This is a genomic window from Comamonas sp. DB36 (assembly GCF_057914905.1).
Genome location: NZ_CP196631.1, coordinates 2,971,301 through 2,989,548, shown reverse-complemented (window position 1 = coordinate 2,989,548; position 18,248 = coordinate 2,971,301). Strand labels below are relative to the sequence as shown.

At 64.7% G+C, this 18,248-nt stretch carries 22 protein-coding genes; 9 read left to right on the top strand and 13 right to left on the bottom strand.

Features of this window, described 5'->3' with window-relative positions; genetic code table 11:
• Position 1: 1 nt before the first annotated feature.
• The 8 genes from ACSVDO_RS13920 to ACSVDO_RS13885 form a co-directional block, all read right to left on the bottom strand.
• The gene (locus ACSVDO_RS13920) at positions 2 to 145 is read right to left on the bottom strand and encodes a hypothetical protein (RefSeq protein WP_489592841.1); all 144 of its coding nucleotides are present in this window, start codon (positions 143 to 145) and stop codon (positions 2 to 4) included.
• Entirely contained in the window at positions 142 to 474 is a 333-nt protein-coding gene (locus tag ACSVDO_RS13915) for a hypothetical protein (protein WP_489592839.1), read from the bottom strand. Before ACSVDO_RS13915 ends, ACSVDO_RS13920 begins: the two co-directional genes overlap by 4 nt.
• Positions 471 to 1,814: an AAA family ATPase gene (locus tag ACSVDO_RS13910; protein ID WP_489592837.1), complete on the bottom strand. Its 1,344-nt coding sequence runs from the start codon at positions 1,812 to 1,814 to the stop codon at positions 471 to 473. Before ACSVDO_RS13910 ends, ACSVDO_RS13915 begins: the two co-directional genes overlap by 4 nt.
• The gene (locus ACSVDO_RS13905; protein WP_489592835.1) at positions 1,811 to 2,266 is read right to left on the bottom strand and encodes a CHC2 zinc finger domain-containing protein; all 456 of its coding nucleotides are present in this window, start codon (positions 2,264 to 2,266) and stop codon (positions 1,811 to 1,813) included. The genes ACSVDO_RS13910 and ACSVDO_RS13905 overlap by 4 nt, the downstream gene beginning before the upstream one ends.
• Positions 2,256 to 2,516: a hypothetical protein gene (locus tag ACSVDO_RS13900; RefSeq protein ID WP_489592834.1), complete on the bottom strand. Its 261-nt coding sequence runs from the start codon at positions 2,514 to 2,516 to the stop codon at positions 2,256 to 2,258. Before ACSVDO_RS13900 ends, ACSVDO_RS13905 begins: the two co-directional genes overlap by 11 nt.
• Positions 2,517 to 2,519: 3 nt before the next feature.
• Positions 2,520 to 2,780 (bottom strand): hypothetical protein, encoded by a 261-nt coding sequence (locus ACSVDO_RS13895; RefSeq protein WP_489592832.1) that lies wholly within the window; start codon positions 2,778 to 2,780, stop codon positions 2,520 to 2,522.
• A 3-nt stretch (positions 2,781 to 2,783) separates the two neighbouring features.
• Complete coding sequence (locus ACSVDO_RS13890; RefSeq protein WP_489592830.1) at positions 2,784 to 2,972, bottom strand: hypothetical protein; 189 nt, start codon at positions 2,970 to 2,972, stop codon at positions 2,784 to 2,786.
• Between the two features lie 81 nt (positions 2,973 to 3,053).
• Positions 3,054 to 3,737, bottom strand: coding sequence for a hypothetical protein (locus tag ACSVDO_RS13885; protein WP_489592828.1), 684 nt, complete (start codon positions 3,735 to 3,737; stop codon positions 3,054 to 3,056).
• 646 nt (positions 3,738 to 4,383) lie between these two features.
• On the opposite strand from ACSVDO_RS13885, the gene ACSVDO_RS13880 reads away from it, so the two are divergent.
• Complete coding sequence (locus tag ACSVDO_RS13880) at positions 4,384 to 4,782, top strand: hypothetical protein (protein WP_489592826.1); 399 nt, start codon at positions 4,384 to 4,386, stop codon at positions 4,780 to 4,782.
• An 81-nt stretch (positions 4,783 to 4,863) separates the two neighbouring features.
• Positions 4,864 to 6,930 carry a TonB-dependent receptor family protein gene (locus ACSVDO_RS13875; RefSeq protein WP_489592825.1) on the top strand — a complete coding sequence of 689 codons (2,067 nt, stop codon included), beginning with the start codon at positions 4,864 to 4,866 and terminating at the stop codon, positions 6,928 to 6,930.
• 107 nt (positions 6,931 to 7,037) lie between these two features.
• Here the strand turns inward: ACSVDO_RS13875 and ACSVDO_RS13870 are convergent, their stop codons facing one another.
• The 3 genes from ACSVDO_RS13870 to ACSVDO_RS13860 form a co-directional block, all read right to left on the bottom strand.
• Complete coding sequence (locus ACSVDO_RS13870) at positions 7,038 to 8,069, bottom strand: porin (RefSeq protein ID WP_489592823.1); 1,032 nt, start codon at positions 8,067 to 8,069, stop codon at positions 7,038 to 7,040.
• A gap of 116 nt (positions 8,070 to 8,185) precedes the next feature.
• The gene (locus tag ACSVDO_RS13865) at positions 8,186 to 9,388 is read right to left on the bottom strand and encodes a mandelate racemase/muconate lactonizing enzyme family protein (RefSeq protein ID WP_332538774.1); all 1,203 of its coding nucleotides are present in this window, start codon (positions 9,386 to 9,388) and stop codon (positions 8,186 to 8,188) included.
• Positions 9,389 to 9,394: 6 nt separating this feature from the next.
• A complete protein-coding gene (locus tag ACSVDO_RS13860) occupies positions 9,395 to 10,363 on the bottom strand; it encodes a Bug family tripartite tricarboxylate transporter substrate binding protein (protein ID WP_332683166.1) in 969 nt (322 codons plus the stop codon).
• Between the two features lie 124 nt (positions 10,364 to 10,487).
• On the opposite strand from ACSVDO_RS13860, the gene ACSVDO_RS13855 reads away from it, so the two are divergent.
• Positions 10,488 to 11,183 (top strand): FadR/GntR family transcriptional regulator, encoded by a 696-nt coding sequence (locus tag ACSVDO_RS13855; RefSeq protein WP_332538776.1) that lies wholly within the window; start codon positions 10,488 to 10,490, stop codon positions 11,181 to 11,183.
• Between the two features lie 23 nt (positions 11,184 to 11,206).
• Here ACSVDO_RS13855 and ACSVDO_RS13850 read toward each other — a convergent pair whose 3' ends face one another.
• A complete protein-coding gene (locus ACSVDO_RS13850; protein WP_489592821.1) occupies positions 11,207 to 11,596 on the bottom strand; it encodes a hypothetical protein in 390 nt (129 codons plus the stop codon).
• A 144-nt stretch (positions 11,597 to 11,740) separates the two neighbouring features.
• Here ACSVDO_RS13850 and ACSVDO_RS13845 point away from each other — a divergent pair, with 144 nt between their 5' ends.
• On the top strand, positions 11,741 to 12,277 hold the full coding sequence (locus ACSVDO_RS13845) for a dihydrofolate reductase family protein (RefSeq protein ID WP_489592819.1): 537 nt from the start codon (positions 11,741 to 11,743) through the stop codon (positions 12,275 to 12,277).
• On the top strand, positions 12,274 to 12,837 hold the full coding sequence (locus ACSVDO_RS13840) for a TetR/AcrR family transcriptional regulator (protein ID WP_489592817.1): 564 nt from the start codon (positions 12,274 to 12,276) through the stop codon (positions 12,835 to 12,837). The genes ACSVDO_RS13845 and ACSVDO_RS13840 overlap by 4 nt, the downstream gene beginning before the upstream one ends.
• On the opposite strand, the gene ACSVDO_RS13835 is transcribed toward ACSVDO_RS13840, so the two are convergent.
• A complete protein-coding gene (locus ACSVDO_RS13835; RefSeq protein ID WP_332538781.1) occupies positions 12,834 to 13,220 on the bottom strand; it encodes a VOC family protein in 387 nt (128 codons plus the stop codon). The two genes, ACSVDO_RS13840 and ACSVDO_RS13835, sit on opposite strands and share 4 nt — an antisense overlap.
• Before the next feature lie 289 nt (positions 13,221 to 13,509).
• Here ACSVDO_RS13835 and ACSVDO_RS13830 point away from each other — a divergent pair, with 289 nt between their 5' ends.
• The 4 genes from ACSVDO_RS13830 to ACSVDO_RS13815 all read left to right on the top strand — a co-directional run bounded on the left by ACSVDO_RS13830 (position 13,510) and on the right by ACSVDO_RS13815 (position 18,245).
• Positions 13,510 to 14,697 (top strand): ABC transporter substrate-binding protein, encoded by a 1,188-nt coding sequence (locus tag ACSVDO_RS13830; protein WP_332538782.1) that lies wholly within the window; start codon positions 13,510 to 13,512, stop codon positions 14,695 to 14,697.
• Positions 14,698 to 14,786: 89 nt separating this feature from the next.
• The gene (locus tag ACSVDO_RS13825; protein ID WP_332538784.1) at positions 14,787 to 15,707 is read left to right on the top strand and encodes a branched-chain amino acid ABC transporter permease; all 921 of its coding nucleotides are present in this window, start codon (positions 14,787 to 14,789) and stop codon (positions 15,705 to 15,707) included.
• A complete protein-coding gene (locus ACSVDO_RS13820; protein WP_489592814.1) occupies positions 15,707 to 17,527 on the top strand; it encodes a branched-chain amino acid ABC transporter ATP-binding protein/permease in 1,821 nt (606 codons plus the stop codon). Before ACSVDO_RS13825 ends, ACSVDO_RS13820 begins: the two co-directional genes overlap by 1 nt.
• Entirely contained in the window at positions 17,520 to 18,245 is a 726-nt protein-coding gene (locus ACSVDO_RS13815) for an ABC transporter ATP-binding protein (RefSeq protein ID WP_489592813.1), read from the top strand. Before ACSVDO_RS13820 ends, ACSVDO_RS13815 begins: the two co-directional genes overlap by 8 nt.
• Positions 18,246 to 18,248 lie beyond the last annotated feature (3 nt).

Sequence of the window (18,248 nt, the reverse complement as noted above, 5' to 3'; positions counted from 1 at the left end):
GTCATTGCTCCTGGTGAATATGGGATGAAGCGGTGCGGGCCTGGCTGCGCGAAAGACCAAGGCCACACAAAAGGTCTTGCACAAGGCGCTTTTGCATGGCGGGGGAGTGCCGGCGCAGGATGAAAAGCAGCAGGCGTGCGGTCATGGCTTATTCCGATGGGCGTTTTTGAAATGCGCCAGCAGATCGGGGCGCAAGTGAGGCGGTGTGCTTAGGCAGTCCTGGCGCATCTGCTCACGGGCGGCCTGGCTGTCGCCCCAGTGGTCGCAAGCGCGCATGGCGGCGTGCAGCAGCTGCCGGGTGGTTTGGTTGGCCTCCAGCACCAGGCGGATCAGCTCGGGCTTGTGGGCCAGCACCTGGGCACGCTGCTGTGGTGTGAGGCAGCCTGCGGGCACAACTAGGTTTTTGCCGTCGGGCGTGCATTGCAGCTCGATGCCGTGGGCCAGCAGGCCGGCAAGGATGGCGCGGGCTGTCATAGCACCTCCTGCGGGCCAGCTTTGGGCGTGGTGGCTTCGTCGGCTTCAGGTGCCGCCAAGGTGCCAAGATTCCAAGATTCCTTGTTTTGAACGCTGGAATCTTCGGAATCTTCGGTGGAATCTTGGGAATTTTCGGCACTTGGTGGCAGTTTCCAGTACCAGCCATCGCGCGGGCCGTCTTCGCCCTTTTTACGGATCACCCCGAGCTTCTTCGATGCCGTCCAGATTTGCTTTTTGCTGAATCCGGCCTTCAGCGGGCCATGCTGGGCGGTATCTACCGGCGTCCAGCAGTCGGCGGCCAATGCAGCGCGCAGCATGTCGCAAACATCTTGTGCGTCGCCCGTGTCGTCCTCGCCTGGCTCGGTCAAGAGATCGCGCGCTGAGCCTTGCACAGCAGCCCCCCATGCGATGCGCGATGCCTGAATGCCTGGCAGAGGCTCGCACTGTTCCAGCTGGTACTGAAACCCGCCATCGTCCGGGCCAATGTTGGACTTGCTGCGCGCCAGAATCCGGGCGTCCTGGCCGTCCTCCATGCTCTTGACCTTGGCGGCCACCATCACCACGCGGGCCACGGCCGTAAAGGCCACGCTGCCGACCACGCGCTGCGCCGGGTCCACGCCCTGGCCGCCCTTGGCGAAGTGGGTAATGCCCAGCACCGCGCAATCGCAGGCCGTGGCCAGGTTGACCAGTGGCTGCAGGGCGCGCCGCACTTCGGTGTTCTTGTGGCTGTCGCCAGTCACCGCAGACACTACCGGGTCAATCACCAGCAGCCGGATGCCGCCAATCTGCTGGATGGCCTGCAGCAGCCCTTGCAGGTCGCGCGATGGGTCGAAAGGCTGCACCTCTCCTGCCTCGTCGCGAGCGCCTTCGATGAAGTAGCAGCGGCTGCGATCAGCGCCAGCAGCAAGCAGTCGAGGCAGCAGCGTGTCGGCGGGGTCGTCTTCACCGCTCCAGATCAGGATATTGCCCTTTTCGCACCGGTTGCCATCGGGCCAGCGGTCGCCGGCTGTGATCGTCGCCGCCATATCCAGCGCCAGCGTAGTTTTGCCCTGGCCAGGTGCGCCGGCCAGTATGTGCAGCTTGCCCAGCGCCAACCAGTGCGGCCATAGCCACCGGATGGGCTCGGGGTTTAGGTCGGTGCCGCAGGTCAGCACCACGCTATTTCCCTGCGTACCAGTGCGCGTACCAGGCTGCGTACCGAAGTGGTCCGGGTAGCCCTCAAGCGGCGGGAAGGTTGGTCCAGGCGGCGCGCTCAGCGCCCTGACTGGTGGGCGGTAGGCCAGGGCGGCGGCAACGTCCGCGTCAACGGCCGCAATGGCCGCGTCATTTCGTGCATTCATGAGTAGACCTCCGCAATGCGCAGCACTCGCCCAGCGGATTGCATCAGGCGCGCGCGGTCGGTTTCGGAAAGGGCCACGCCGTTGGCAATATTGCCCGCAGCAATGGCAATCAGGTTCACCTCGACCAGCAGCACAGCAAGCGCTTGGCGTGGAGTGAATGGGGCGGGGCTGGCTGGCGCTGGTCGGCCGTCATCGACCCACGCGCCCAGGTCCTTGGCGGCTTCGATGAACTCCATGCCATGCGCAGCCATGTGATAGGCCAGTACGTCACCGCCCTTGGCATTGCAGGCCATGCAGACCCAGGCACCGCTGTGCAGGTTGATGCGCATGCTGTCGCTGCCCTGGTGGAAGGTGCAGGCCGTGGTCACCCACTTTTTACCGCGGCTGAGCTTCAACCCCTGGGCCTCGAAATAGCTCTGCGCGTCGGGCAGGCAGTCGCGTTCAAAGCCCATGGGGCACCTCCACACGCTTGGCGTAGTAGCCGATGGCGTCGGGGCGCTTGCACAGCGCACTCCACGCAGCGGCCATGGCTTCGGCCGCCGTATCAAAGCTGCCAGGCAGGCGCTCGTAAAAGGTGGTGGTGATGCCGGGATCGAGGTCAGGACCCTCCAGCATGAGGGCGGGCACCCAGTGGATGAATGCGAGTTTTTGGCAAGGCTTCGCCTGCACTGCCACGCAGGCAGTGTTTTTCTTTGTGCTCATGGGTCAGCCCTCCAGGCCGGGTTTTGGGGACTGCGCAGCGTCGCGCGCGTCAGCGCCGGCAATCAACTCGGCGGCGATGGCTCGGGCCTGGTTGGTCGTGAAGCGGATGTAGCTGCTAAGCCCGTCATCGGCGACTCTCAGGTCTACGCGGTCCTGCTTCATATCGGCCGTGATGAAGACGCTGCGATGCGGGCTCATGGCAGCCTGAGAGTCGTGTGCCAGCGTCGTGGAGTCGGTGTAGCGGGTGAACTTGAGGACGGTCATGGTTCAGCCCTCCAGCGCCAGCGACAGGCCGCGAAGGGCTGTCAGTGCTTGGATGGCCTTGCGGCGCGCGGCGGCGGTGTTTGCCTGCGGCTGGCGCAGGTAGAACACGGCCATGCTCAGCGCGTTATGCACATCGGCGTGCAATTGGATCGGATCGAGCGTGCGCGCGGAGACCGGTGTGGGATCGGTCATGCCCGCATCGCGCCGGGGCTTGAACTGAACTTTGCTTGAACGGCTGGATGACCTTTAACTGGTCACCAACACCGATTTAAGCTAAGAGAACTTGGGCGCCAAGTGACATTTCAAGGCCTTGGAAATGCTCCAGATCCCATCTTTGATCTGTCCAGCGCCCTGCGATGCCATCACCGAGAGTAGCGCCAGTGCCAGGAAAGCGCCGACTAGGCCACACACCAAAGCGACCCAAATGCCTGCGCCCATCAAGAAGCCAAGCAAAACGCCGAGTGCGCCGCCGACACCAATGCCAGTTTTCCCGTGATTCAGGAAAAGGCGGTCGCGCGCGGACAGACAAACGACCGCCAAGTTATCAACATCATGCGTATCACCCTTGTTCAGTAGACGACCTTCTGTCGGAAGCGTGTTGTAGCAAAGGTATGCTTTGCCAGTGTTGAGGTTGAAGATGGCCAAATTCTCAACTTCCTTCTTGTTTCCGTGGATATCGACGGCCTTGGCACCAAGCATAAGGATGCGATGGCCCACAACATATCCTGGTAGTTTGACCATCAAGTCACGCTTGTCATTAGTCTCCCACTTGATCCAAGCCTCGTTGAGAACGAAGTTGGTGACAGAGGGTGACTCGAAAATGGAGTTGCTTGTCGTTGTGATCGTATTGACGATCTGGTTTCGGTCGTACACCACCCCCTCCGTCAAAGAGTAGGTTACCTGACTTGAACCAATGCGCTGGCTCAACAAACTAGGGTCTACGTGCTGTGCTCCCATTGCCTTGCTCCTCTTTAAATGTGTATGTTGCCTGCCAGATTCTGGCACTTCGCAACACCGCATAACTCTGTTTTAAACGCAGCACTCCCTGCAGGAAGATCTTTTTGCCTGGCACGGAATGAAAACGTGGCGAAGTTTTCCGGCAATGAGCACCTGGTAGGCAACGTAACCTCCGCATATGGTCGCTACGGCGGCGTTACTTCTCATACGGATGTTCCTGGCCAGTAGTAGCTACTTACGGCAGCCCGCTTGCATCGCTGCCTACGGCTCTCATGGTGTAACATGACCCTGACCGCCAGTGGTAGCACTACTGGTAGCGATTTTTCAACTCCCGCTATCACTAAGTGGTTGATTCATAAGACTTTTCGGGTTGGGGCAGATTTGTCCCGCCCTCTCCGCCATAACAATTTCCCGGTGCCAATCGGGAAAGCAAAAAGCCACCTTCGGGTGGCTTTTTTGTTGGCGCCAGGCGCGGCGCGCGGGCGGGCCGCGGACTGGCGCCGCAGCGAAGCCGCCTGGCGAGATCGCTGGCGCGAATTTTCCGCGCCAGCCGCGCGATCCTTGGCTATCATGGAGCCATCGTGCTCGCAGCCGCTGTGACACGTGCGTGATTTCCGCAGCCCGCTGCTTTCAACTGCGCCACACCATGAACGCCTGTGCTGTCCGCCTGCGTTTTGTCATTGTCGTGCTTGCATGGCTGGCGCAAGCTTTGCTCCCCGTGGTGCATGCAGCGTCCATGCCTGGAACCCGGACTGCAGAAAGTTTCTGGTGCGGCGAGCACGCATCGGCCATGGCAGCATTGGCGGTGTTTCCCGCAGAACTGCGCGCGGCGCTGACCGAGGGTGACGCGGCCGCAGCCGAGCATCTCGCGGCTTGCAGTCTGCTGTGCGCCGCCGGCACCGCTGCTACGCCTCCTGTCGGCTTCGTGACCGTGACCACGCTGCGCCCCACCGGACCCGAGCCGGTGAGGACGCCATTGAGCCATCCGGCGACGCGCTCGCAAAATCCCAAGCCTCCTGCACAAGCGCCTCCGATGCTCGGTTGACGGTCTCTCGCGTGCCCGGCACCAGGCACGCATTGCGCCTGCGACCCGTTGCGATCCGCTCCAATGATCAGGAGGTTCACCATGCTGAGAAATAGCTGCACCTTGGCGGCCCTGTTTGCCGTTGTTCCCTGGGTCCTGGCGCAGGCCCAGGATGAACCCGCGCTGGAATCCGTGACCATTTCGGCCGAACGCGAAGGCGATCGCCTGCTCAGGCAGGTGGAGGCCGAACGCGCGCTCACGCCGGGCGGGGTCAGCGTCGTGGAGGGCGAAGGCTTGCGCCTGCGCAATGTCACCAGCCTCACGGACACGCTGCGCTATGTGCCCGGCGTCTGGGCCGCCAGCGGCATGACCGGCGACTCGACGTTTCTGTCGATTCGCGGCTCCAACCTCGATGCCACCAACTACGACGGCAACGGCGTGAAGCTGCTGATCGACGGCCTGCCGGTCACGGCGGCGGACGGCAACAACCACAATCGGGATGTAGACCCCCTGGCAATGCGCCGCATCATCGTGGCGCGCGGCGCCAACGCGCTTACCTACGGCGCCAGCACGCTGGGCGGCGCCATCAACTTCATCACGCCCACCGCACTGGATGGCACGCCTTGGGAAGCGGTCATCAACGGGGGCAGCCACGGCCAGCGCCAGGGCCGTTTCACCGTGGGCGCGGTGGCGGGAATCTTCGATGCGCTGGTCACCGCGGAAGTCAAGCGCAGCGACGGGTTTCGAGAACACCAGCGCCAGCAGCGGCAAGGCCTTTACGCGAACGCCGGGCTGCAGCTGGGCGAATCGGTGACCACCCGCTTTTACCTGACCCAGATCGACAACGACCAGCAATTGCCCGGTGCGCTCACGCGCGCGCAGTTCGATGCCAATCCGCGCGCCGCCGAGGCCGCGGCCGTGGCAGGCAACTACCGCCTGAATGTGCGCACTTCGCGAATCGCCAACCGCACCGTCTGGGACATCGACGCGGACTCCAGTCTCACGGTCGGCATTTCCTTCGAGGAGCAGCAGCTCTATCACCCCATCGTCTACGCGCCGCCTTTCTTTTCGCTGCTGATCGACACCACCCAGCGCAACCTGGGCACGACCTTGCGCTACCAGCGCCGCGTCGGCGACCACGATGTGCTGGCCGGCTTGAACCATGGCCGCACCAGCGTCAAGGGAGGCAACTACAGCTATGTCACCGGCGGCGCCCAGACGATAGGCACGCGGCTGGACAACAGTGCCGACAACATGGAGCTGTTTCTTGTCGACCGCTGGAAGTTCGCGCCGCTGTGGACGGCCGTGTATGGCGCGCAGGTGGTTTCGGGCAGCCGCGAGATCCGCAGCGCGAATGTCGCGACCGGGGCCGTGCGCAACCCCAAGGCCGACTTCGACAGCGTCAATCCAAGGGCCGGGCTGATTCGCGAGCTGTCGCCCACATCCCAGCTGTTTGCCAATGTGAGCCGCATGTACGAAGCACCGACGCTGTACGAGCTGGACGACGATGTGCGCGGCAACAATTCGACGCTGGACGCGATGCGCGGTGTGGTGCTTGAAGTCGGTACGCGCGGCTCGCATGCCTTCGACCGGCACCGCGTGCACTGGGATACCGCGCTGTATTACGGCCGCCTCAACGGCGAGATACTCTCGCGCGACGATCCGAATGCGCCCGGCACCAGCCTGTCGACAAATGTCGGCAAGACCCTGCATGCGGGCGCCGAAGCGCTGCTTGGCGCCAGCTTCGCGCTCGATGGCGTGGGCGCGCATCGCCTGGAGCCGCTGATCAACATCGCGCTGAACCAGTTCAAGTTCAAGCACGATGCGATCTACGGCAACAATCGCCTGCCGGCTGCGCCCCGCTATGCCATCAAGGGTGAGTTGCTCTACCGCCACGCGAGCGGTGTGTTCTTCGGCCCGACCTTTGATGTGGTGGGCCGCCGGTTTGCGGATTTCTCCAATACGTATACCGTAGGCAAATACGCCTTGTGGGGCCTGCGCGCCGGCTACTCGACCCCGCAGTGGGACCTGTATGCCGAGCTGCGCAACGCCGGTGACAGGAAATACGTGTCGTATTTCAGCGTGCGCGACAGCGCCGCGGCCAACGCCGCCATCCTCACCCCGGGCGAGCCGCGCTCGCTGTATGTGGGAGCGCGGCTGAAGTTCTGACTTGCAGCGGCGTGCCTAATTGGCGCCGCACCGCCTGCGCGTTGCTGGCATCTGCCCGGCGCCGGGCAGGCGGCAAATGGGAGCCGCTGAACGAACAGGGGCCATTTTCAGAACATGTGGCGCATGCCTATGCCAAAGGCCTTCACGTCCTGGCCGGCCAGCGCGGGCGCCGAGTCCTGGCTGATGGGAAACAGCATGCTGGTGGAGCGGCTGCCGTTCTTGAGCTGCGCCAGGTTGGCATAGACCTGGGTGCGCTTGGACAGGAAATGCGCATAGCCCAGCGCCACGCGCCTGGCATCGGCATCGCCGGGACGCGACCATTTGCCCAGCGCCAGCCGGAACTCGCCCGAGCCCACGGGAATCGCGGCGCTGACGTTGGCCGAGTTGGCATCTGCCAGGCCCGCAATCTGGTTGCGCTGGTAGTAGCCATGGAGTCGCGCCACGCCGAAGTTGTAGGCCCCGCCTATGCCCAGTGTCTTGGCGCGCACCGCGGGCGCGGCCAGGCCTACGGTCGGGCCGGCGATCTGCGCGCTGTCGAAGGCCAGGCCCAGAAAGGCCGGGCCGCTGCTGTAGTCCAGCGCCAGCGCGTAGTTGCGGCCCGTGGCCGCGCCTTCGGCGGCCTGTACGTAGGCGCGGCCAAACACATTGCCGAACTTGGGAGTGATGTACTGCACGGCGTTGTCGAACTTGAAGGTGTTGCCGCGGTTGTTCGCGCCCTGCAGCAGCGTCTGCACCGCGCCCAGTTGCGCGCGGCCAAAGGCATCGGCCTTGCCTGAAATCCAGACCGACGGGCCCCACATCGAGCCCAGCTGCAGCGTGCCCAGGCGGCGGTCGGACAGGCCCACATAGGCTTCGCGGTTGAAGAAGGCCGCGCTGCTCGCGCCGCTGGACAGATCAAGCTGGCTCTCGAGCTTGAACGTGGCGCTCAGGCCCCCGCCCAGGTCCTCGTTGCCGCGCAGGCCGAAGTAGCTGGTGTCCGAGGACAGCGACCATTGGTTGGTGCTCGGGTTGGAGCGCGACTGGTGGTACACGGCGGCATCGGCGCGGCCGTAGACGGTCACGCCGGACTGCGCAAAGGCGCTGGCGCTGCAGGCAAGCAGCGCGCCCAGCGCGATATGTCGGTGCATCTTGTGGCTCATTTTCTTGTCTCCTGGTTGAAAGCGGGCATGGCTGCGCCCAGCCGTCATTGCGGCTTTGTTGGCGGGTGCAGCGGGGCGGGGCCGGCGGGCGCCGGCCCGGAGTAGGGGGCTTGGTGTTACGCCGCGGTGCTGCGGCGAGTGGAGGCCGCGGGGTCGCGCTTGACGCCGGGCGCCAGCGCGGTGCCCAGGCCGGGCTTGTCGGGGCGCAGCAGGTAGCCGTTTTCCAGCACCGGCAGCTCGGTCACCAGGTCCTTGTAGAAGGTGCTGAGAAACGCGCGCACCACTTCCTGGAAGATGGCGTTGGGCGAGGCCAGCCCCAGGTGCAGCGAGGCCATGAGCACGACCGGGCCGGTGCAGTCATGCGGTGCAATGGGCTTCTGGTAGGCGTCGGCCAGGCTGGCGATCTTGCGCGCCTCGGTGATGCCCCCGCACCACGAGAGATCGAGCATGACGTAGTCCAGCGCATGCGCCGCGAGGTGGTCGCGAAACGCTCCCTGCGCGGCCAGCGTCTCGCTGCCGCAGACCGGAATCTGGCCCAGGCGGCGGTAGTCGGCAAGCGCGCCCGGGCTGTCCATCTTGATCGGGTCCTCGGCCCAGAACGGCCGGTACTGCTTGAGTTCGCGCGCGATGGCCAGCGCCGACGTCACGTTCCACATCGAATGGAACTCGCACATCACTTCTATCTTGTCGCCCACGGCCAGGCGGATCTTCTCGAACACTTCCAGTCCCTGGCGCATGGCCTTGGCGCTCACATATTGCCCGTCCGATTCGGTGGCCGCGGCATCGAACGGCCAGATCTTCATGGCGCTGAAGCCTTCTTCAACCAGGCTTTGCGCGAGTTCGCCCGGGCTTTCAATGAACGCGATCTGGTCGTCATAGCGGTGGCGCACCTTGGCGTCGCCGGGCTGCACCAGCCGGCGCTGGATGCTCTTGCTGTTGTAGTCGACGCCGGCGCAGGTGTTGTAGGCGCGCATGCGGTCATGGCAGGCGCCGCCCAGCAGCTGGTAAATGGGCTGGCCCGTGACCTGGCCCAGGATGTCCCACAACGCGATGTCTATGGCCGAGGCGGCGCGCGTTTCCACGCCGCTGCCGTTGAAGCCCAGGTAGCCGCGCAGCAGGATCTTGTGCAGGCGTTCGATGTCCAGCGCGCTCTGGCCCAGGATCAGCGGCGCGGCCATCGAGTGGATATAGGTTTCCACGGCTTCGGCGCCGCGGAAGGTTTCCCCCAGGCCGACAATGCCGGCGTCGGTTTCAATCTCTACCCACAGCAGGTTGGGCTGGGTCTTCAGGCGTGTGGTTTCAATCGCTGTAATGCGCATTCTTGTTTACTCCGCGGAAATCTTTTGCGAGCGGATCAGATCGGCCCACTTGTCGTGTTCGGCGCGGATGTGCTTGCCCAGCACGGCAGGCGCTCCGCCCAGGGGATTGATGCCGGCGTCGCTCATGGTCTTGCGCACCGTCGGGTCCTGCAGGCCCTTGTTGAATGCGGCGTTGAGCTTCTGGATCACTGCTGCGGGCGTGCCGGCCGGCGCGCCGATCGCAAACCAGGGCTCGATGATGAAGTTCTTGTAGCCGATCTCTTCCATAGAGCGCAGCTCGGGCAGGTTGCTTGAACGGCCCTTGCCCGTGACCGCCAGGCCCTTGACCTTGCCGGTCTTGACGAAGGGCGCGATCGACGGCTCGTTGTCGAAGAACACGTCGATCTGCCCGCCCAGCAGATCGGTGATCGCCGGGCCCGAACCCTTGTAGGGCACATGCAGCAGGTCGACGCCGGCCATCTTCTTGAACATCTCGCCCGCGAGGTGGTTGGACGCGCCCACGCCCGACGAGGCATAGGTGAGCTGGCCGCGCTTGGCCTTGGCCACCAGGTCCTCGACGCTGTTGATCTCGGACTTGGGGCTGGCCGTCAGCACGTTGATCGAGGAGCCGAGCAGCACCACGGGAGCGATGTCCTTGAACAGGTCGAAGCCGGGGTTGGCGTAGAGGCTGGAGTTGACCGAGCAGTTGCCTATGCTGCACAGGAAGATGGTGTAGCCGTCGGCCGGGGCCTTGACCGCCGCGGCCGTGCCGATGTTGCCGGTCGCGCCCGGGCGGTTCTCGACCACGATGGCCTGGCCCAGTTCCTTGGCGGCGGCGTTGGCCGTGAGGCGCGAGACCAGATCGCCCGAGCCGCCAGGCGGCACCGGAACGATCATGCGTATCGGCTTGGAAGGGAAGTCCTGGGCATGTGCTGCGGGGTGCAGGACCAGGGTCGCGCCAAAGGCAAGCGCAATGGTCACAAGGCTCTTTTTCATGATTTGTCTCCAGCTTTTTGGATGAATTATGGAACGCGGTGCCGCGTCGCTGCGAATAATACAATCATCATATGATTAACGTCAAGGCAGATTCGGGGAGGGCCAGCGGTTATGCTTGCAGCCTATGTCCCCACCCCGTTTGCGCAACTTTCACCACCAAATCGTTGATGCCGTGGGCGCGAGCATCGTGGCCGGGCGCTATGCCGAAGGCGAGCAGCTGCCGACCGAGCCGCAGCTGGCCGAGACCTATGGCGCGAGCCGGCTGATCATCCGCGAGGCGATGAAGAGTCTTGCCGCCAAGGGCCTGGTCTCGATACGTCCGCGCACCGGCACCCATGTGCTGCCGCGTGCCGAGTGGAATTTGTTTGACCCCGCCGTTCTGGGCTGGCAAAGCGAGGCGCCGCCCGACAAGAAGCTGATTGCCGATCTGATGGAGCTGCGCCAGACCATAGAGCCGCTGGCCGCGCGCCTGGCCGCGGCCCGGGCCTTGCCGCCGCAGGTGGCTGAGATCCGCGAAGCCTTCGAGGCCATGGCAAAGGCCCAGACCCAGGCCAGCTATATCGAGGCCGACCTGCGCTTTCACGGCGCCGTGGTGCGCTCCTGCGACAACCAGTTCATCCAGCAGCTGGAGACCGCGCTGTCGGCGGTCTGGAAAACCAGTTTTCAGGCGTCCAGCGACGCCTGGGGCCCCGACGCCCAGGCGCTGGAATTGCACCGCTCCTTGCTGCACTCCATAGAAGGGCGCGATCCGCAGGGCGCCGAAGCCGCAGTGCTGGCGCTGATTGCCCGCGCCGTGGTGCGCATCGGCCAGATCGCCTAGCGCGCGCCGCCGGGCGCCGGGCTTCAGCCGAAAATCGCATAGCCTTCGCGCATGCGGCTCGAGACCGCGGACAGCGAGACAAGCATGACCAGCACGATGCCGGCCGAAAACAGCGCGCTGAAAAACGTCAGCCCGCGCAGGGCCGCGTGCTGCCGCGCGTCTGTGGACGCGGGCAGCTCCCAGAGCCTGAACAGATGCTGCTGCATCTTGAATTGCAGCCAGCCAATCAGCGCATAGACAAGCGCCACCACCACGCTGACGGCAATGGCCTGGGTTTGCGTGGCCACCAGCACTCCGTTGCCGGCAATGATGACGGCGTTGAGCCCGCACAGCGCTGCCGCCAGCACCATCACCGCCTGCGCGGCGCGGCGTCGCCATGATGGGAAGGATGCGGCGGGCGTGGGCAGGGTCATGGGGCGGCGGATTGATTTCGGGCGGAACGCGGTGGGCGCGGGCTGGCGCCAGCGCCAGGGTAGAGTCACTGTACCAAAGCCATTGGCTGACCCGGCAAGCCATTTCCGCGCAATAATATACTCTGTATATTTATTGGAACGCCCATGGTCACCGCCCACGTTTTCATTGCCACCAGCCTTGACGGCTTCATTGCCCGGCCCGACGGCGACATCGACTGGCTGCTGCAGCGCGATGCGCCCGACGAGGACCATGGCTACGCGCAGTTCATTGCCGACAAGGACCTGATCGTGATGGGCCGCGGCACCTATGAGAAGGTGCTGAGTCTGGGCCCCTGGGCCTATGACCGGCCCGTGTTGGTGCTGTCGAAACAGCTGGCCGACACGGCGGTGCCCGAGGCCCTGCAGGGTAAGGTTCGGTTCAGCGCCAGCGCGCCCGGCGAGGTGATGCAAGCCCTGGCCGCGCAGAACGTGGGCCGCGTCTATGTGGACGGCGGGCAGTTGGTGCAGTCGTTTCTGCGCGCGGGACTGATTGCCGACATGGTGATCACAACGGTGCCCGTGCTGCTGGGGGCGGGAAGGCGCTTGTTTGGCGCGCTGTCGGCCGACGTGGATTGGACGCTGGTCTCGAGCCGCAGCTTTGCCTCGGGCCTGGTGCAGTCGAGCTACCGGCGCGCGCCATGAGCCGGGCGCGCGGGCGTCCGGCCCAGGGTCAGGAGATGGCACGCGATGAGGTACTGGCTGCAGCGCTGTGCCTGCTTGACGAGAACGCGGGCCAGGGCTTGAGCATGCGCGCGCTGGCCACCAGGCTGGGCGTCACGCCCATGAGTCTTTACCGCCATGTGGGCGACCAGGCCGGGCTGCTGCGCGCGCTGGCCGACCAGGTCTATGCCCGGGTGTTGGAAGCGCCGCAGGGGCTGGCCGAGGAGGGCGCGCAGATCCGGGCGCTGCTGACCCGCTACCACCAGGCCGTGGCCCGCTATCCGCAGCTGACGCTGGCGATCTTTGCCACGCCCCAGGCTTTTGCCGGCGTGACGCGCGCGATCACCGAGCGGCTGGACAGCTTGCTGGCGCGCATCACCGCGCAGCCGCTGGCGTGGCGCGACATTCTTGTCGACCATGCGCACGGCAGCGGTCTGGCGCTGGCCGCAAGCCAGGCCCAGCCCGCGCAGTTCGAGCCCCTGCTCGCGCATTACCAGCAGGCGCTTGACCGGCTGCTCGAGGGCCTGACCGGCGCGCGCTAGCCCTCGGGCAGATCCTCGTGCAGGCACAGGTAGTTGCCCTCGGTGTCCTTGAACCAGGCGGCCTTTTCCGCGCCCAGCACGCAGACATGGTTGACGGTCTTGAGCCCGGGAAAGTCGTAGTCCTCGAAGGTCACGCCCGCACTTTTGAGCTGCGCGATGCCTGCGGCGATGTCGGCGACGCGAAAGCTGATGGCGGTGTGATCGGCCTTGGTGCCTTCGGGCTTGGGAAACAGCGCAAGCGTGCTGCCGCCGACCTGGTAGACGAACTTGCCGTCCGGCCGCAGGCCGCCGGGAGCAAGGCCCAGGCAGTCTTCGTAGAAGTGTCGGGCGCGTTCCATGTCGATGACCGGAAGCATGGTGGTAACAGCGGATTGGGACAGCATGGCAAGTCCTTTCACGCGGTCGCTGGCGTCGTGCGCCGCAGGGCGCGCATCCGCTTGACCGGCACTCCAGCTTACGCCCGCGGATGCCGCGATGCCAGTGGTATCTCTGGCCGCCGGTACCGGCATGCGTCGTGCGACAGGCAGGCGCGTACTGCTTGCTGTACCGCGCAACTGTACCTGTCGGTATGGATACAGTTTGTCTATATTGACCAGACACCAAATGGGTCACAAACCCAAGGCCAAGACGCTTTGATAAGTGACCTCACAAAAGCCGTCAAAGGAGACAAGCATGAACTGGTTCAAAGGATTTGCCAAAACGGCAATTGCCGCCGCCGTCGTATCGGGCACGGCCTACGCGCAGGACATCAAGATCGGCTACAACGCCGACATGTCGGGCAGCGGCGTCGCCGAGCTGGGGATCTCGGGGCGCTGGGGCTTCGAGGCCGCGATCGAGGACATCAACAAGGCCGGCGGCATCATGGGCCGCAAGGTCGTGGGCGTGATCCGCGACGATCTGGGCACGCCGCCCAAGTCCATCCAGAACATGACCGAGCTGATCGACAACGAGAAGGTCTCGGCCGTCGTCGGCCCGGCCAACTCGGGCAATGCGCTGGCCTGGCTGCACCTGCCGCAGCAAAAGAAGATTCCCGTCGTGGTGCCCATCGCCACCGGCTCGGAGATCACCACGCGCTACGCCAACGATGCGCAGAACTACCTGTTTCGCATCTCGATGGTGGACCGCGAGCAGTCGGCGCTGTTGGCCGCCTACGCGGTCAAGCATTCGGCGGGCAAGAAGATTGCCGTGCTGGCTGATTCGACCGGCTACGGCCAGGGCGGCACCAAGGACGCCACCGCGATTCTCGAGCTGCATGGCGTCAAGCCCGTGGCCGTGGAGAAGTTCGGCCCCAAGGACACCGACATCACTTCGCAGCTGTCGAAGATCAAGGCCGCGGGTGCCGACACGGTGATCGTCTACGGCCTGGCCGACGGCACGGCCCAGGTGCTGCGCAGCATGGAGAAGATCAACTACCTGCCGACCACGCTGGGTGCCTGGGGCAACCTGAGCTCGCTGTTTCCGAAGATGACCGGTGCCAAGCTGTCCGAGCACCTGATCATGGCGGCGTCGACCACGGAAGACACCAACGCCAAGACCAAGGCCCTGGGCGAGCGCGTGCGCAAGAACTTCCCCACGCTCACCACCTTCCCCTGTGCGGCGCAAAGCTATGACTCGGTGATGCTGATTGCCGCGGCGATGAAGCAGGCCAACAGCACCGACGGCGCCAAGGTGGCGGCGGCGCTGGAAAACCTGCAGGGCGTCGAAGGCGTGATCAAGACCTACAACAAGCCGTTCACCAAGACCATGCATGAAGGCCTGAACGTCAATGACTTCTACCTGGCGCGCTGGAAGGGCGACACGGTCGTGAAGTTCGAGGACTCCGTGACCAAGGGCTTCCAGCCCGCTGACTTCAAGAAGTAATTTCCGTTTGTGATGGCGTTTGCTGGCGGGCTGCTCAGGCAGTCCGCCCGCACCTTGCGTTGGTATGGCGAGCGATCGGAGTTGCGCGTATGGCAGTCAGTATTCTTCAGGCCATGTTCAGTGGCCTGGCATTGGGCAGCATCTATGCCCTGGTGGCACTGGGTTTCAACATCACCCACAACACCACCAAAACCTTCAATTTCGGCCAGGGCGAGTTTCTTGTCGCTGGCGCTTTCATCGCGGTTTCGACGCTGCTGCTGCTTGCCGGCCATGACTTCAAGGGCACGCTGCAGCAGGCCGAAGTGACGCTGGCGCGCTACGGCCTGAGCCTGATCGCCACCGTGGTGATCATGGGCCTGCTGGGCGTGGTGGTGTATTACGCCGCGATCCGCCCGTTCATCGGCCAGCCCGGACTGGCCTGGGTGATGAGCACGATCGGCTTCGGCATCATCATCCAGAACATCGCGCTGGCCATCTGGGGCCCGTCGCCCATGGTCATGCCTTCGCCGCTGGGCAGCGAAGTGCTGCGCATAGGCGGCGCGGGCGTGCTGCCGCAGGAAATCCTGGTGCTGTGCGTGAGCATCGCGCTGATGCTGTGCCTCGACGTCGTGATGCGCAGGACGCGCCTGGGCAAGGCGGTGCGCGCCGTGGCGCAAAGCAGCACCGCGGCGACGCTGATGGGCATCAATGTGACGGCCATCGTGGTGCTGGCGTTTGTCGTCAGCGCCAGCCTGGCCGGCATTGCCGGGCTGCTGATCGCGCCCATCACCACCGCCTCGGTGTTCATGGGCCTGACGCTGGCGCTCAAGGCGTTTTCATCGGCCATCGTCGGTGGCCTGAGCAATCCGCGCGGCTGCATGCTGGGCGGTTTTCTTCTCGGTCTGATCGAGGCCATGGTCGGCCTGTGGCATGCGGAGCTGCGCGAAATCAGCATCTTCCTGCTGATCATTTTTGTTCTGGTGCTCAAGCCTGAAGGCCTGCTGGGTCAGCGCGTGGTGGAGAAGGTCTGATGAACCAGTACAAGCATCTTTTGGGCGTGGTCGCGTTTGCGGCCCTGGTCGGGCTGATTCCGCTCGTCACCGACAACGGTTTCTATCTCAAGGTCCTGTTCCTGATCGGCGTGAATTACCTCGCCGCCGCCGGCCTCAACGTGCTGGTCGGCTACGCCGGGCAGAAGTCGCTGGGCCATGCGGGTCTGTTCGCGGTCGGTGCCTACACGGCGGCGCTGCTCACGGCCAGACTGGGCTGGAATCCCTGGCTGGCCTTCGTTGCCGCGGGCGTGATGGCCGGCGTGTTCGGCGTGGTGATCGCCTTGCCCGCGCTGCGCGTCAAGGGCCCGGCGCTGGCCATGGTGACCATAGGCTTTGGCGTGGTCGTCGAGAAAGTGGTGTCCGAATGGCAGGAGGTGTTTGCCGGCCAGCAGGGCATCTACGGCGTGCTGCCGCTGACGTTCGGCGGCGAGCCGCTGGACGCGCGGCAGTGGGTCTGGGTGGTGCTGGCGCTGGGCATTGCCGCCCACCTGATGCTGCGCTTTTTGCTGCGCGGCAAATACGGCCGCGCGTTCATGGCGGTCAACACCGCCGAGGTCGCCGCCGAAAGCGTGGGCGTGAGCGTCTACAAGTACAAGGTGCTGGCCTTCGTGATCAGCGCCGTGACCTGCGGCTTTGCCGGTGCGCTGATCACCCAGCAGAACCAGTACATCAACTCCGACTTCATCACCTTCAACCTGTCGGTGTTCTTTCTGCTGATCGTGCTGTTTGGCGGGCGCTCGGTCTACGGGCCGCTGCTGGGCGCGGTGGTGCTGACGCTGCTGGACGCGTTTCTGGCGCGCTGGCCGGGCGTGCAGCATTTCACCTATGGCGCGCTGCTGCTGTTCGCGCTGTATGCGATGCCCAACGGCCTGTCGGGCGCGCTGACTTCGCTGTTTCGCCGCCTGCGCTGGTATGACCGCCGCGTTCCCGGCCCCGAGCGCGCGCCCATCGCTCCCTGGCGTCTGCAGGTGGCCGGCGACGCCGTGCCCGGCGGTGAAGTGCTGCTGCGCACGCAAGGCCTGTACAAGGCCTATGGCGGCGTGGTGCCGACCAACAACCTCGACATCGAGATCCAGTCGGGCCATGTGCATTCGCTGATCGGCCCGAACGGCGCGGGCAAGACCACGCTGCTCAACATCCTGTCGGGCATCGTGCCGCCCAGCAAGGGCACGATGGAGTTTCGCGGCCGCAGCACCGTGGGCCAGCCGGTCTATCGCATCTGCAACATGGGCCTGGGCCGCACGTTCCAGAACCTCAAGCTGTTTGCCGACATGTCGGTGATAGACAACGTGAAGGTCGGTCTGCACCAGCATATCCGCACCGGCTTCTGGTCGTATCTGCTGGGCCTGCCGGCAGCGGCGCGCGATGAAGCCCGCGCCACGGCCGAGTCGCTGCAGATCCTGCAGTTCCTGGGTCTGCAGGAACATGCGCGTGCGCTTGCGGGCAGTCTGCCTTATGGATTGCAGCGGCGCGTGGAGCTCGCGCGCGCGCTGGCCACGCGGCCCACGCTGCTGCTGCTCGACGAACCCGCCGCGGGCCTCAATCCGCAGGAGACGGGGGAACTGGTCGAAGTGATACGCAGCATCCGCGATCTGGGCATCACCATCTTGCTGATCGAACACCATATGGATCTGGTGATGGCGATATCCGACCATGTGATCGTGCTTGACTACGGCGAGAAGATCGCCGAGGGCGCGCCGCTGGCGGTGCAGAGCAATCCGCGCGTGATTGCGGCCTATCTGGGCACGGATGACGAAGAAGAAGCGGCCCCCATGGGCCTGGGAGAGAGCCATGTCTGAGAAAGCCTTGCTCAAAGTCACCGATCTGCAGGTGCACTACGGCGCGGTGCAGGCCTTGCGCGGCATCAGCCTCGAAGTGCATGCGGGCGAGATCGTCACCATGATAGGCGGCAACGGCGCGGGAAAAAGCACGCTGATGAAGGCGCTGTCGGGCCTGGAGCCGGCCAGCGCCGGCAGCATCGTGTTTGACGGCCAGGACATCACGCGCCTGCCCGGCCACCAGCGCGTGGCGCTGGGCATTGCGCAGTCGCCCGAAGGCCGCCAGGTGTTTGCCGACCAGACCGTGCGCGACAACCTGATCCTTGGCGCCTACCATCGCAAGGTGGGGCGCGCGCTGATCGATGCCGATATCGAGGCCCAGTTCGCCGCGTTTCCGCGGCTGCGCGAGCGCCAGGACCAGATGGCCGGAACCATGTCGGGCGGCGAGCAGCAGATGCTGGCGATCGCGCGCGCGCTGATGGCCAAGCCCAAGCTGCTGCTGCTCGACGAGCCGTCGCTGGGCCTCGCTCCGCTGATCGTCAAGGAGATCTTCGCCATCATTCGCGGCCTGCAGCAAAAGGACGTGACCATCCTGCTGGTCGAGCAGATGGCCAACCAGGCGCTGGCCGTGGCCGATCGCGCCTATGTGCTGGAAACCGGCTGCATCACCATGCAGGGCCGCGGCAAGGCGCTGCGCGCCGACCCCAAGATCCGCGCCGCCTATCTGGGCAGCCATTGAACG